The sequence below is a fragment of the Sinorhizobium sp. CB7 genome (genome assembly GCF_041357635.1).
Lineage (GTDB): Bacteria > Pseudomonadota > Alphaproteobacteria > Rhizobiales > Rhizobiaceae > Rhizobium.
Genome location: NZ_JAULLL010000012.1, coordinates 222,112 through 236,021, shown reverse-complemented (window position 1 = coordinate 236,021; position 13,910 = coordinate 222,112). Strand labels below are relative to the sequence as shown.

General features: G+C 60.3%; 10 protein-coding genes. 4 read left to right on the top strand and 6 right to left on the bottom strand.

Features of this window, described 5'->3' with window-relative positions; all coding sequences use genetic code 11:
* Positions 1-10 precede the first annotated feature (10 nt).
* The 4 genes from AAE029_RS23175 to trxA all read left to right on the top strand — a co-directional run bounded on the left by AAE029_RS23175 (position 11) and on the right by trxA (position 7,888).
* Positions 11-742 carry a nucleotidyltransferase family protein gene (locus tag AAE029_RS23175; protein WP_371075244.1) on the top strand — a complete coding sequence of 244 codons (732 nt, stop codon included), beginning with the start codon at positions 11-13 and terminating at the stop codon, positions 740-742.
* A 3-nt stretch (positions 743-745) separates the two neighbouring features.
* Positions 746-3,949, top strand: a complete 3,204-nt coding sequence (gene addB, locus AAE029_RS23170) for a double-strand break repair protein AddB (RefSeq protein WP_371075243.1) — start codon at positions 746-748, stop codon at positions 3,947-3,949.
* Positions 3,942-7,493: a double-strand break repair helicase AddA gene (addA, locus tag AAE029_RS23165; RefSeq protein WP_371075242.1), complete on the top strand. Its 3,552-nt coding sequence runs from the start codon at positions 3,942-3,944 to the stop codon at positions 7,491-7,493. Before addB ends, addA begins: the two co-directional genes overlap by 8 nt.
* A gap of 74 nt (positions 7,494-7,567) precedes the next feature.
* Positions 7,568-7,888, top strand: a complete 321-nt coding sequence (gene trxA, locus AAE029_RS23160) for a thioredoxin (RefSeq protein WP_371075241.1) — start codon at positions 7,568-7,570, stop codon at positions 7,886-7,888.
* Between the two features lie 54 nt (positions 7,889-7,942).
* Here trxA and AAE029_RS23155 read toward each other — a convergent pair whose 3' ends face one another.
* The 6 genes from AAE029_RS23155 to AAE029_RS23130 form a co-directional block, all read right to left on the bottom strand.
* Complete coding sequence (locus AAE029_RS23155) at positions 7,943-9,295, bottom strand: folylpolyglutamate synthase/dihydrofolate synthase family protein (protein WP_371075240.1); 1,353 nt, start codon at positions 9,293-9,295, stop codon at positions 7,943-7,945.
* A 34-nt stretch (positions 9,296-9,329) separates the two neighbouring features.
* Positions 9,330-10,238, bottom strand: coding sequence for an acetyl-CoA carboxylase, carboxyltransferase subunit beta (gene accD / locus AAE029_RS23150; protein WP_371075239.1), 909 nt, complete (start codon positions 10,236-10,238; stop codon positions 9,330-9,332).
* 39 nt (positions 10,239-10,277) lie between these two features.
* Positions 10,278-11,117, bottom strand: a complete 840-nt coding sequence (trpA, locus tag AAE029_RS23145) for a tryptophan synthase subunit alpha (RefSeq protein ID WP_371075238.1) — start codon at positions 11,115-11,117, stop codon at positions 10,278-10,280.
* A gap of 10 nt (positions 11,118-11,127) precedes the next feature.
* Positions 11,128-12,342 (bottom strand): tryptophan synthase subunit beta, encoded by a 1,215-nt coding sequence (trpB, locus tag AAE029_RS23140; RefSeq protein WP_371075237.1) that lies wholly within the window; start codon positions 12,340-12,342, stop codon positions 11,128-11,130.
* 2 nt (positions 12,343-12,344) lie between these two features.
* Positions 12,345-13,013, bottom strand: coding sequence for a phosphoribosylanthranilate isomerase (locus AAE029_RS23135; protein WP_371075236.1), 669 nt, complete (start codon positions 13,011-13,013; stop codon positions 12,345-12,347).
* Between the two features lie 119 nt (positions 13,014-13,132).
* Complete coding sequence (locus AAE029_RS23130; protein ID WP_371075235.1) at positions 13,133-13,894, bottom strand: M48 family metallopeptidase; 762 nt, start codon at positions 13,892-13,894, stop codon at positions 13,133-13,135.
* Positions 13,895-13,910: the final 16 nt, after the last annotated feature.

Below are 13,910 nucleotides of genomic sequence, written 5' to 3'. Positions count from 1 at the left end.
CTGGGATCACATGACCATCAGACAAGCCATGGTATTGGCCGCAGGCCTCGGAATCCGCATGCGCCCCATAACGGATACGATCCCGAAACCGCTGGTAAAGATCGCCGGCAAGGCGATGATAGACTATGCTCTCGATTCGCTTGCGGATGCAGGCGTGAGGAAAGCAGCCGTGAATGTTCATCACCTTGCGGATCAGATGATCGATCACCTTGGATCCTACGGCCGCATGGAAATCGTCATTTCCGACGAGCGCGACGCATTGATGAATTCCGGCGGCGGCCTCGCAAAGGGGCTGAAACTGCTCGACCGGGACGTCATCTTCGTCATGAATGCCGATCTCTTCTGGATTGGCGAACGGCCTGACAGGCCGACCAATCTTCAACGCTTAGCCGGATTCTTCGATTCCGACTTCATGGACATGGCGTTGCTCTGCGTCAAGCTGGAGGACACCACAGGCCACAATGGCAAGAAGGACTTCAGCCTTGCGCAGGATGGGCGCCTGACGCGCTATCGCGATGGCGATCCCAATCCCGTCGTATATGCCGGGGCGATCGTCATGAAGCCGTCGCTGCTTGATGACGCTCCTTTGGACGCATTCAACCTCAATATCTATTTTGACAAAGCGATTGCACGAGGAAGGCTCTACGGCCTGATGCTCGAAGGTCAATGGCTGACCGTGGGCACGCCCGAGGCGATCGGCGAGGCAGAGGAGACGATCCGGACGTTCCAGACGTTTGTCTAAGTCATGGCGCAGCAGCATCGACCACGTATTCTCACGATTCCGACGGGTCTCCCCTTTCTGAAGACGCTGGCCAAGACGCTTTGCGACGGACGTCTGACAGATCAGTTCCGCCATGATCCAACCGACCCGCTATCGCTTGCCAAGATCACCATCTTCCTGCCGACACGCCGTTCTGCCCGTGTGCTGCGCTCGGAATTCGTCGACCTGCTTGGCGGCCGAGCCGCCATCCTTCCAGTCATTCGCCCGCTTGGCGAGACCGATGACGACAGCGGTTATTTCGAGGAAACCGTTCCGGCAGCCCTGGATCTTGCCCAACCGCTTTCCAACACGGCGCGGCTGGTGGAACTGGCGCGGCTCATCCTTGCATGGCGCAACAGGCTGCCCCAGATCGTCCGCGACATTCACTCCGATTCTCCGCTTGTGGCACCGGCAAGTCCCGCTGACGCCATCTGGCTTGCCCGCAATTTGGCCGAACTGATCGATTCGATCGAAACGGAAGACCGCGACTGGTCGGAGCTTGCCAAGCTTGATGCACAGGATCACGCCCTCTGGTGGCAGCTGACGGCCGATTTCCTCCGGATCGCAAGTGCCTTCTGGCCGGAGAGGCTGAACGAGCTCGGCCGATCCTCGCCGGCGCGCCATCGCAATGCGATCCTGCGTGCCGAGGCGAACCGCCTGTCGGCGGCAAAGCATTCCGGTCCCATCATCATAGCGGGCTCGACCGGTTCGGTACCAGCAACCGCCGATCTGATCGCGGCCGTTGCCAACCTGCCGCAGGGCATCATCGTGCTCCCTGGTCTCGATCTTTCGATGTCGGATGCGGACTGGCAGCAAGTCGCGCCCGGAATTGCGGCTGGCAAGCGCGCCGACCCCGCAACCCGCAGCCATCCGCAATACGGCCTTTTCCAGTTGCTGAATCGTCTCAAGCAAAGGCGGGAGGACGTCGAGGTGCTCGGCGAAGCCGAACCGGACATGAGTCTTCGCGCGAGCATCCTCTCGCATGCCCTTGCGCCTGCCGAGGTGACCGGCGACTGGGGCCACTGGAAAGCTACCCTGCCGCCCGATGCGCTGCATGACGCGTTCGCAGACGTTTCGCTGATCGAAGCCGCCAACGAACGGGAAGAAGCAACGGCGATCGCGATCGCATTGCGGCTGGCGTTAGAGCGCCCCGGCCAGAATGGTGAAAGCCAGGCGGCACTGATTACACCGGATCGCAATCTTGCCCGTCGCGTCATGGCGGAGCTCGCTCGTTTCGGCATCCTGGCTGACGATTCGGCCGGTTCACCGTTCTCCGCAACACAGCAGGGAACGGTGGTTCAGCTGTTGCTCGAAGCAACCCTGCGGCCGGCAGATCCAGTCGCTCTCGTCGCGCTGCTCAAGCACCCGCTGGCCCGATTCGGCCTTGCCAAGGACATGCTCGAATCCTCGGCCGCCGCCCTCGAGCTGCTCGCGCTACGCGGCGGCGTCGCGGAGATTGACGTCCGGAAATTGGAACCGCTCCTTGAGCATCAGCTCGCCGAACAGGCGAGGGACGGTCACGCGCCGCAATGGCGGAAATCGCTTTCCACCGAGGCTGTGGAAAAGGCGCGCGATCTTGCCCGACGGATCGGCGCAGCAGCCGAACCCTTGACCTCCGTGCTCAGCCAAGAGAGATCGGCAGATCAAGGATCTGCGACCATGATCACGATTGCGGAATGGGCAGAGCGTACGGGGCGGGCGCTCGAGATGGTTGCTGCAGACGAGCGCGGCAATCTTGCCGGTCTCTGGTCGGGCGAGGCCGGCGATGCCCTGGCAAGCCTGCTCGGCGAGGTCATGCAGATAGACGGACAGATGGAAGCGGACGGGCCTCAATGGATCGACATCATGGCCGCAATGACCGCCGGGCTGGCAGTGAAGCCCCGCGCCCTCAACCATCCTCGCCTCTTCATCTTCGGTACGCTCGAAGCGCGTCTGCAGAGCGTCGATACCTTGATCCTCGGTGGCCTGAACGAAGGTTCCTGGCCGGGCCAAACCGCCAACAATCCGTTCATTTCCCGCATGATGAAGACGGAAATCGGCCTGGAGCCGCCGGAGCGGCGCATCGGTCAGCTCGCGCACGACTTCGAGATGGCGAACGGCACCCGCCACCTGGTTTATTCCCGCGCACTCAGGCAGGGTGCAACGCCAACCGTCGCCTCCCGTTGGCTGCAGCGCCTGCTGGCGCTCGGCGGGGGCGCTTTCGAAACCGAGCTGAAAAAGCGCGGCAATCGTTTTATTCACTGGGCCGGTCTGATCGATGCCGGCGACAACCAGCCACAGGCGCAACGCCCGTCGCCGCAACCTCCGGCAGAACTGCAACCGAAGAGCTATTCCTTCAGCGAAGTCAGCCGCCTGCGGCGCGATCCCTATGCCATCTACGCTCGGCGTATCCTGAAGCTCGATCCGGTCGCCCCGTTCAATCGCGAGCCGGGCGCTGCCGAACGCGGAACTCTCTATCACAAGATCATCGACCGCTTTACCCGGGAAGGGCATGTGCCGGGAACAACGAGAGCAACGGAGGCGATGGAGCGGATTCTGAACGAGCTTTTCGATGCCGAGAAGCTCCCGCCGCATATCGACCGCGTCTGGCGACCGCGCTTTCGCGAAGTCGCCCGCGCCTTCCTGAAATGGGAAAGGGAGCGTCACCCGGAAATCCGCAAGACGCTTACGGAGGTACGTGGGGGCGCCGATATTGACGCAATCGGAATAAGGCTTACCGGCGTCGCCGACAGGATCGACATCAAGAGCTCCGGCGCGGCGGACATCATCGATTACAAAACCGGCCACAATCCATCGCGAGCGCAGGCGCTCTCGCTTCTTGATCCGCAACTCGCGCTCGAAGCGGCGGCACTTAGGGCAGGCGCCTTTCGTGACATCGGACATCTTGTTCCCGAAAATCTTCTTTATGTAAGGCTGCGCCCGCGCGATCGCTTCAAGGTCGATCAGGTCAATAGCGAATCCTCCAGCCGCGGCGGCGACAGAAACAAAACAAAGTCGGCTATGGACCTGGCGGAAGAGTCGCTCGATCAACTCGTCAAGTTTGTTTCACTGCTGCAATCCGGCGAGAAAGGCTTCACGTCACGGCTGATTCCCGCGCAGCAATACGACTATGGCGGCGATTACGATCACCTTGCGCGTGTTTCGGAATGGTCGACGGCGGAAGCCGACGAGGGAGCGGGCGATGATTAAATCAATACCGCTTCCAGAAGCCGATGATCCGGGCACATGGATCAGCTGGACGACGGTTCAGCAATCGATCGCCTCCGATCCCTCCCGTTCGGCTTGGGTCTCTGCCAATGCCGGCTCGGGAAAAACGCACGTGCTGACGCAACGCGTCATTCGGCTGCTGCTGGCCGGCGCACGGCCTTCCGCCATCCTCTGCCTGACCTATACCAAGGCGGCGGCCTCGGAAATGTCGAACCGCGTCTTCGCCCGGCTGTCGGAATGGGCAACCTTGCCGGACAATGCCCTCAGAACGAGAATTGCCGACATCGAGGGCGCCGAGCCGGATATGTTCAAGCTTGCGGAGGCGCGCCGGCTCTTTGCCAAGGCGCTGGAGACGCCGGGTGGACTGAAGATCCAGACGATCCACGCCTTCTGTGAAGCGCTGCTTCATCAATTTCCGCTGGAGGCGAATGTCGCCGGCCACTTTTCCGTTCTGGACGACCGTGCGGCCGCGACCTTGCTCACCGATGCCCGTCGCAACCTGCTGACCAAGACGGCGCCTGAGGAGGATGCCGATCTCGCCGAAGCCTTTGCTCATGTGCTCGATCTTGGCGACGAATCCGGCCTCGACGCGCTTCTCGGCGAAATCGTCGCCAATCGCAATGCGATACGGCAATTTACGCTCGCGGCGGAGCAAGCGGGTGGCATCGAGAAGGTACTGCGCGCGCGTCTCGGTCTTTCGCGCAAAGACACCGAGACCGGCATTGCCGAGAAATACTGGCCCCTTCCCGGGCTCTCCGGCCCTACACTCGATCTCTATCTCTCGCTCGCCGACCAGAAGGGCGGCCAGAAGGCTCAGGAGATCGCCTATGGCCTGCGGCTTGCCGCAAAGGAGGGCGATCCCGCGGCACGCGCGGAGACCCTTGAAAAGCTGCTCCTGAAGAAGGACGGCGAGCCCAAGGCGGATTCGCAGTTCTATTCCAAGGCAATGCTTGCTGAGGCGCCGGAACTTGCCGATGCCGTGGTGGCGGCGCGAACGCATGTGCTTGCCTGCCGCGACCGATTGAAGCTGATGCGCACCTATCGCGCCACCCATGCGGCACTCATCCTGGCCGATCGCCTCAATCGCGATTATGAGGAGCTGAAGAATCAACGCAGCCAGCTCGATTTCGAGGATCTGATCACCCGCAGCGCCGAACTTCTGACGAAGAACGGCGTCGGCCCCTGGGTCCACTACAAGCTCGACCAGGGCATCGACCACATTCTTGTCGATGAGGCGCAGGATACGAGTCCTGTTCAATGGAGCGTCATCCAATCTCTCGCCGAGGATTTCTTTTCCGGGGAAAGCGCGCGTTCCGACGTTCGCACGATCTTCGCCGTCGGCGACGAGAAGCAATCGATCTATTCCTTCCAGGGCGCACGCCCGGAGCGCTTCTCGGAGGAAAGCGAACGAACCCGCCGTCGCGTAACCGCAAGCGGCCAGATGTTCTCGCCTATCCGTCTGCCGCTGTCCTTCCGATCAACGTCCGACGTGCTTGCCGCCGTCGACCAGATATTTGCTGTGCCGGATCATGCACGGGGATTGAGCGCTCGGGGTGATCCGGTCGTGCATCGCTCAAGCCGTATCGGTCATCCCGGCTCGGTTGAGCTTTGGGAAATGATTGCGCCGGAACAGAGCGTGAAGGAAGAGGACTGGACCGCACCATTCGACGCAACACCCGAGAGTGCTCCGGCAGCGATCCTGGCGCGGCGCATCGCCCATGTAATCGGCAACCTCATCGGACGCGCAACGATCATCGAGAAGGGCAAGGAACGTTTCCTCGACGCGGGCGATATTCTAGTGCTGGTGCGCAAGCGGGATGCCTTCGTCAATGCGCTGACCCGTGCACTCAAGAGACGGGGGAATGTCCCCGTCGCCGGTGCCGACCGGCTTGTCCTGACGAGCCATATCGCCGTGCAGGACCTGTTGGCGCTCGGCCGTTTTCTGCTGCTTCAGGAAGACGACCTCTCGCTTGCGGCATTGCTCAAGAGTCCCCTCTTCGATCTCACCGAGGACGATATCTTTGCCATTGCCGCTCTCCGCCCGGAGGGTGAAAGCGTCTGGAGCCATCTTCATGCATTTGCGGCGGATGGCCATGATCGCTTCGCCTCCGTCGTCACAGAACTTAAGGTGTTTCTTGAGGAATCGAGAGGCCTTTCGGTCCATGATTTCTATGCGCGAGTGCTTGGAAGTCACGGCGGCCGGCGAAAGTTCCTGGCACGGCTCGGCACCGAAGTCAGCGACATCCTCGATGAATTCCTGACCTTCACGCTCGACCACGAAACTTCCGGGCGTCCGGGGCTGCAATCCTTTATCTCGACGCTGGAGCTCGAAGCGCCCGAGGTCAAGCGCGAGCAGGACAAGGGACGTAACGAAGTCCGAATCATGACCGTGCATGCGTCGAAAGGGCTGGAGGCGCCGATCGTCTTCCTTGTCGACGGCGGTTCCAAAGCCTTCACGCATACACATCTTCCGAAGCTTCGGCTGATCCGGACGCGCGACGGCGAGCCTCCGATGCCGGTCTGGGTGCCCGTCGGTCATCTCGCCAATACGTTGACGCGGGCGGATGCAGCCAGGATCCAGGTCTTGGCGGAAGAGGAGTATCGCCGACTGCTCTATGTCGGAATGACGCGGGCGGCGGATCGCCTGATCGTCTGTGGTTATCGCGGCGTCCGACCCGAGGTGAACACATGGCATGCGATGATTTCCGCGGCCATGCAGGAAGATCATCCGCATGTGACAACGGCGACGTTCTCCGGCCCCGATGGAGAATGGCAGGGGGTCAGATGGCGCGTGCCGCAGGTCGACCGCTCGTTCGAACGCGCAACTCGAACTGAGGAACAAAAAGATCAGGCGACGCTGCCGCCTGGGCTTAACCGACCATTGCCGCCGCAAAGACATCTGCCGCGGCCCTTAAGCCCGTCGGGTGCGGGCACGATCATCGACGAGGAAGCTGGCGACGTCCTCGTGATTTCACCGCTCTTCGGCAGCAAGGGCAAGTCCAACCGGTCGCTGGAAAAAGGGCGTTTCATTCACCGCATGCTGCAGGCATTGCCGGATACAGTGCCGGCGGAACGGGCCGATGCCGCCTGGCGCTACATGGAACGGGCGGCGCGCTTCTGGCCCGAGACTGAACGCCAGCATCTTGTCGACGCGGTGGTTGCGCTCATGGCGCATGACGGGCTGCAGGACGTCTTCAGCGGCCATGCGCAAGCTGAAGTCTCGATCATGGGCACGCTTTCGCTGAACGACAGGCAGTATGCAGTTTCAGGGCGGATCGACCGGCTCGCGGTCCTTCACGACCGCGTGGTCATTCTGGACTACAAGACCAATCGCGTTCCCCCGGAACGCGATTGCGACATTCCCTTCGCGCATCGGGCCCAGCTTGCCATTTATCGCGAGATTCTGGCGCCGCTCTATCCCGGCAAAAGCATCGATTGCGTCCTGGTCTATACCGAAAATGCCTCGATATTCACGCTTGCCCCCGAGATCCTTGCATTGGCCCTTGCAGAGCTCAAAACAAAGTGAAATATCGGACATTGAAATTTCGGCACCGCACCATCACATCTGCTTCAACAGCAAATACGGTAAAGGAGCATTTTATGGCTACCGTGAAAGTCGATACTTCCAACTTCAAGTCCGAAGTTCTGGAATCCGCAGAGCCCGTCGTTGTCGATTTCTGGGCTGAATGGTGCGGGCCCTGCAAGATGATCGCTCCGAGCCTCGAAGAAATCGCTGTCGAACTCCAGGGCAAGGTCAAGGTTGCGAAGCTCAATATCGACGAGAATCCCGAGCTTGCCGCTCAGTTCGGCGTGCGCTCCATTCCGACGCTTGCCATCTTCAAGGGCGGTGAGGTTGCCGATATCGCCGTTGGGGCGCGTCCGAAGACCGCTCTTGCGAGCTGGATTTCAAGCGCGGCTTAATCGCTGAAATGAAATAGCAAGGTAATGACGAGCCCGGCGAAAGCCGGGCTTTTTTCATTGGGGAGGCGTGCCATTTTCGGCGAGCACTTCGCCGACGAGGTAGAGAGATCCGCCGATCAGAATTCGCGGCGGCGCCTTTCCCGGCACAAGCATATGACCGACCGCCTCGAGAGCCTCTGCGACCGAGGACATCGGCTCCGCGACGAGGCCGGCATCATAGGCGGCATTAGCGAGAATGACGGGATCGGTCATGGCATCGCTACCGCGGATCGGGACACTGAAGACCTTCTCCGCAAGCCCGGCGAAAGCCTTGAAATAGCCAACCGGATCCTTGGTGTTGAGCATGCCGGTGATGAGGAACAGCGGACGGGCCTGGCGCTCCTCAAAATTCGCCATCGCCTCGGCGATAACTTCACCAGCACCGGGATTGTGACCGCCATCCACCCAGATCTCGGTGCCCTCAGGCGCATGAGCCAACAGCTTTCCCTCTGTCAGCCGCTGCAGGCGGCCCGGCCAGTCAACGGAAACCATGGCTTTTTCCATCATCATTTCGGTAACGGTAAAGCCGGCGGCCTTGACGGCACGAATCGCCGCGGCGGCATTGGCATACTGATGCCTGCCGGGCAGGCGCGGCAGCGGCAGGTCGGCAAGACCAAATTCGTCCTGATAGATCAGTCGGCCATATTCCTCGTGGGCCATGAAATCCTGACCGAAGCTGGCAGTCGGGCAATGCAGTCGCTCGGCCGTCGACAGCAGAACGTCGAGAGCGGCATCATATTCCTGATGGCCGATGACGACGGGATGGCCGCGTTTCATGATGCCGGCCTTTTCGGCGGCGATCAGTTCGACACGGTCGCCGAGATAAGGCTGGTGATCGAGGGAGATCGGCATGATGACCGAAGCGGCCGGATTCGAAATCACGTTGGTGGCGTCGAAGCGGCCGCCGAGCCCGACCTCAATTATCGCGGCATCGGCCGGATGCTCTGAAAACAGGAGGAAAGTCACGGCGGTCAGGATCTCGAAAACCGTGATCTTCTGACCACCATTCGCGTCCGCCACGCGACGCAGCGCATCGGCAAAGACCGCGTCATCGACAAGCTGGCCGGGACCGTTCTTCGCGCCGATGCGATAGCGCTCGTGCCAGTTGACGAGATGCGGCGAGGTGTGAACGTGAACGCTGTAACCGCCCGCCTCGAGCAACGCACGGCAGAAGGCGGTGACGGAGCCCTTGCCGTTCGTGCCTGCAACGTGGATCACCGGCGGCAGCTTCCTGTGCGGATTGCCGAGAATATCGAGAAGACGGGTGATTCGCTCCAGTGACAGATCAAAGCCCTTGGGATGCAATCCCATAAGCTTTTCGATCTCCCGCGCCGCCTCGCTCATCGCGGATTGGTCCATGGGTATCATCCCGCACCTCCCGCCTTTGCTCGCCTAGGCTCGATCAGGCATTCGCTACCATCGGCAACGCTATCTTATTCGTCTCTTCGGCGGAAGTGTTCGCCGGCGTTCTGGTAAGAATCTTCAGAAGCCGTGCCAGCGTCTCGGGAAGATCATGGCGCTTGACGACCATGTCGACCATGCCGTGCTCCAGCAAATATTCCGAGGTCTGGAAGCCTTCGGGAAGCTTCTCGCGCAGCGTTTGTTCGATGACGCGCTTGCCGGCAAAGCCGATTTCTGCGCCCGGCTCGGCGAGATGAATGTCACCGAGCATCGCATAGGAGGCGGTAACGCCGCCCGTCGTCGGATTGGTCAGAATCACGATATAAGGCAGGCCCGCTTCCTTCAGCAGGTTGACCGCAACGGTCGTGCGCGGAAGCTGCATCAGAGAGAGAATGCCTTCCTGCATGCGCGCCCCGCCCGACGCCGGGAAGATGACGAGCGGGCATTTTTCGGCAATCGCGCGCTCGAAAGCCCGCACGATGGCCTCGCCGGCTGCCATGCCAAGCGAACCGCCGATGAAGTTGAATTCATGGACCACAGCCACAAGTTCGACACCGCGCACCTTGCCGAAGCCGGAGAGGATCGTGTCCTCCTGCTCGGTCTTTATCCGGCTGTCCTTCAGGCGATCGATATATTTCTTGGAATCGCGGAAACGCAACGGATCCTGAGCAACCTTCGGTTGCGGCAGGGCTTCATACTGGCCATTATCAAAAAGATCCGCCAGGCGAGCCTTGGCCGGCATCTTCATGTGATAGCCGGAAGCAGGAATCACCCACTTGTTGTCCTCGAGATCCTTATGGAAAACCATTTCGCCTGTCTCAGGGCATTTGATCCAGAGATTTTCCGGCACCTCACGGCGGCCCAGCATGGAATTGATCCGCGGGCGAACGTAATTTGTGATCCAGTTCAAATCGAATACTCCTGATTGACCGATGCCAATGTGGGAAAACTATTCGGCAGCAACAAGGCGCGCCGAGCGGGTTCCGGTAGCGAGGCCGCGTACCAGCGTGGCGACGGCCTGCACGGTGTCCGCAGTCGCCTTGCCGTCCTTGGTCAAGCTTGTGGCGACCTGATTGACGATCGCGGTGCCGACTACGACGCCGTCGGCCGAGGAGCCGATAACCTTGGCGTGGTCGGCAGTCTTGACGCCGAAGCCGACACAGACCGGCAATTCGGTATGTTGCTTGATACGCCTGACGGCACCCGAGACCAGCGACGGATCCGGCAAAGCCGAACCGGTAATGCCGGTCATGGAGACGTAGTAGACGAAACCGGAAGTATTGTTCAGAACTGTCGGCAGGCGCTTGTCGTCCGTTGTCGGCGTCGCCAGGCGGATGAAATTGATGCCCTTGCGGATTGCCGGTATGCAGAGCTCGTCATCCATTTCCGGCGGAAGGTCGACGACGATCAAGCCGTCGATGCCGGCCGCAAGTGCATCCTCGAGGAACCTGTCCACACCGTAAATGTAGATGGGATTGTAGTATCCCATCAGGACGATCGGTGTTTTGCTATCGGTCTTGCGGAACTCGGTCGCGAGCTGCAATGTCTTCTTCAGAGTCTGGCCACCCCTCAGCGCACGCTGTCCGGCCATCTGGATCGCAGGACCATCGGCCATCGGATCGGAAAACGGCATGCCGAGCTCGATGATATCAGCACCGGCCGAGGGAAGAGCCTTCATGATACCGAGCGAGGTCTCATAATCCGGATCGCCACCCATGAAATAGGTGACGAGTGCCGGGCGGCCTTCCGCTTTCAGATCGGCAAAGCGTTTGTCCATGCGTGCGGTCATGATGTCTTACTCACATTCCCAGGATCTTGCCGACGGTGAAGATGTCCTTGTCGCCGCGGCCCGAGAGATTCATCAGGATGATTTCGTCCTTGCCCATCTTCGGCGCTCGCTTGATGACTTCTGCGAGCGCGTGCGACGGTTCCAAAGCCGGAATGATGCCTTCAAGACGGGTCAGGAGCTGGAAGGCTTCGAGTGCTTCTTGATCCATGATCGGCACATATTCAGCACGGCCGATATCGTTCAGCCATGAATGTTCCGGACCGATGCCGGGGTAGTCGAGACCGGCGGAAATCGAGTGGCCTTCCTTGATCTGGCCGTCGCCGTCCTGAAGCAGATACGTCCTGTTGCCGTGCAGGACGCCCGGGGACCCGGCGGTGATGGAGGCACAATGTTCGTCGCCCTGCAGACCCTTGCCGCCCGCCTCGACGCCGACGATTTTCACGCTGTCGTCATCCAGGAAAGGATGGAAGATGCCGATCGCATTCGAACCGCCGCCAACCGCCGCGATAACGAGATCCGGCAGCCTGCCTTCCGCTGCCAGAATCTGTTCCTTGGCTTCCCGGCCGATGACCGACTGGAAGTCGCGCACCATCTCCGGATAGGGATGCGGGCCGGCGGCAGTGCCGATCAGATAATAGGTGCTGTCGACATTGGTGACCCAATCGCGCAACGCCTCGTTCATCGCATCCTTCAACGTCCCGTGTCCGGCCGTCACCGGCCTAACCTCGGCGCCGAGGAGTTTCATGCGGAAAACATTCGGTGCCTGTCGCTCGACGTCGGTCGCGCCCATGTACACGACACAGGGAAAACCGAAGCGCGCAGCAACGGTCGCAGATGCCACGCCATGCTGGCCGGCGCCGGTCTCGGCGATGATGCGGGTCTTGCCCATGCGCTTTGCCAGCAGGATCTGGCCAATGCAGTTGTTGATCTTGTGAGAGCCAGTGTGATTGAGCTCCTCGCGCTTGAAATAGATCTTCGCGCCGCCGAGCTCGGCGGTCAGGCGCTCGGCAAAATAAAGCGGGCTAGGGCGGCCGATATAATGGGTGCCGAGCTTTTCCAACTCCGCCTTGAATTCGGGATCGGTCTTCGCCTTGTTCCATTCGTCCTGCAAATCGAGGATCAGCGGCATCAGCGTCTCGGCGACGAAGCGGCCGCCATAGATGCCGAAACGGCCATCTTCATCAGGACCAGAACGGAAGGAATTCAGCTTTGGCGTCTCGTTCACTCTCAACTCCCTGAGGCCGTCACCGGCAGGCATGCCTCGGTAACAGCGTCGAAAAACTCGTCGATCTTCTTCAGATCCTTGACGCCCGGCGCGCTTTCGACGCCGGAAGAAACATCGATGCCGGACGCTTTGGTCGAAGCGAGAGCAACAGCGATATTGTCCTTGTTCAATCCTCCGGAAAGCATGTACTCGACTCTGTCGTCAAGCCAGTGCATCAGGCTCCAGTCGAAGGACACGCCGTTTCCGCCCGGCAATTCGGAGCCGACCGGCGCTTTGGCATCGAAGAGAAATCGGTCGGCTATGCCGATATAGGCTTCGACCCTGCGCAAATCATTGGCATCACGCACCGAAAAGACCTTCATGACCGGCAGTCCATAAACTGCTTTTATGGTCAGGACGCGCTCCGGACTTTCGTTACCGTGGAGCTGGATGATATCGGGCTGCACAAGCGAAACGATTTCATCGAGGTCGTCATTGCTGGGATTGACGGTGACAGCGACGATCTTCGCCTTTCCGCGAGCACGCTCGGCGAGCTTGCCCGCGACATCAGGCTCGATATAGCGCGGGCTTCTTTCGAAGAAGATGAAACCGATGTGCGTCGCACCGCGTTCCAATGCGCGATCAACCGCTTCGGGTGTCTTCAATCCACAGATCTTGATCTCGGGTACCATGGCAGCGGATTGACATGAAAAGACAAAAGAGTCGAGCCCAATCGCGACAAGGCCGGTATTTACTGCGCATAAGCGCTTTGGAAAATGGTTACAGCTGAAAAGCCGATGCCCATTTCCGATCAGTCGAAGTCGATCGCATGCAGTTGGCTGCCGTGCCGCCGCAGCCAGGTCTTGGCCTCGTCCATTTGCGGGCAGAGCTTCTTGCAAAGAGCCCAGAAGCGGGGGCCGTGATTCATTTCCTTGAGGTGGGCAACCTCATGGGCCGCAAGATAGTCGATCACCATCGGCGGCGCCATGACGATGCGCCAGGAAAAGCTCAGGTTCCCCTCGGACGAGCAGGAACCCCAGCGACTGCGGGTATCCTTCATGCTGATCGAAGCGACGTTGGCGCGGATCGAATTGGCATGGACGGCAACCAGCCGTTCGAGATCGGCACGCGCTTCCTTCTTCAGAAAGGTTGCAATGCGCCGGCCCGCATGTTCAGGCAGGCCGCTAACGCGCAGAACCGGCTTTCCATCAACAACGAGCGCTTCGGTCAGCCCTCTGAGGCTACCCCTATGCTCGATACGATGCCTGACGCCACGCAGCAAAATCTCCCCGCCTTGCTGCATGCGGGTTTCAGTGGAAAACTTGGCGAGTTTGGTCAGAAGCCAGCCCTGATGCCGCTCGAGAAAGGCATTGACCTCACGCTGTGCCAGTCCCTTCGGGATCGTCATTTTCAGCGCGCGGCCACCCGGCTCGATCCTCAGCGTAATGCGCGTCGCCCTATCATTCTGGCGAATCGTCAGCGGCATCAGCCGCCCGGCCACGTCGAGCGTTCGCGTCTCGGGTGGCACCGGCTTTGCGGTCGAGCGGCGCGTCTTTGAAAGAAGCGGAAACATGAAGACCTTCTATCCG

What these genes read in the sequence shown, in the direction of transcription:
- trpA (WP_371075238.1), bottom strand. Translation starts at nt 11,117, where the DNA reads ATGACCGCACGCATGGACAAACGCTTTGCCGATCTGAAAGCGGAAGGC.
- AAE029_RS23155 (WP_371075240.1), bottom strand. Translation starts at nt 9,295, where the DNA reads ATGATACCCATGGACCAATCCGCGATGAGCGAGGCGGCGCGGGAGATC.
- AAE029_RS23130 (WP_371075235.1), bottom strand. Translation starts at nt 13,894, where the DNA reads ATGTTTCCGCTTCTTTCAAAGACGCGCCGCTCGACCGCAAAGCCGGTG.
- AAE029_RS23135 (WP_371075236.1), bottom strand. Translation starts at nt 13,013, where the DNA reads ATGGTACCCGAGATCAAGATCTGTGGATTGAAGACACCCGAAGCGGTT.
- addB (WP_371075243.1), top strand. Translation starts at nt 746, where the DNA reads ATGGCGCAGCAGCATCGACCACGTATTCTCACGATTCCGACGGGTCTC.
- addA (WP_371075242.1), top strand. Translation starts at nt 3,942, where the DNA reads ATGATTAAATCAATACCGCTTCCAGAAGCCGATGATCCGGGCACATGG.
- AAE029_RS23175 (WP_371075244.1), top strand. Translation starts at nt 11, where the DNA reads ATGACCATCAGACAAGCCATGGTATTGGCCGCAGGCCTCGGAATCCGC.
- trxA (WP_371075241.1), top strand. Translation starts at nt 7,568, where the DNA reads ATGGCTACCGTGAAAGTCGATACTTCCAACTTCAAGTCCGAAGTTCTG.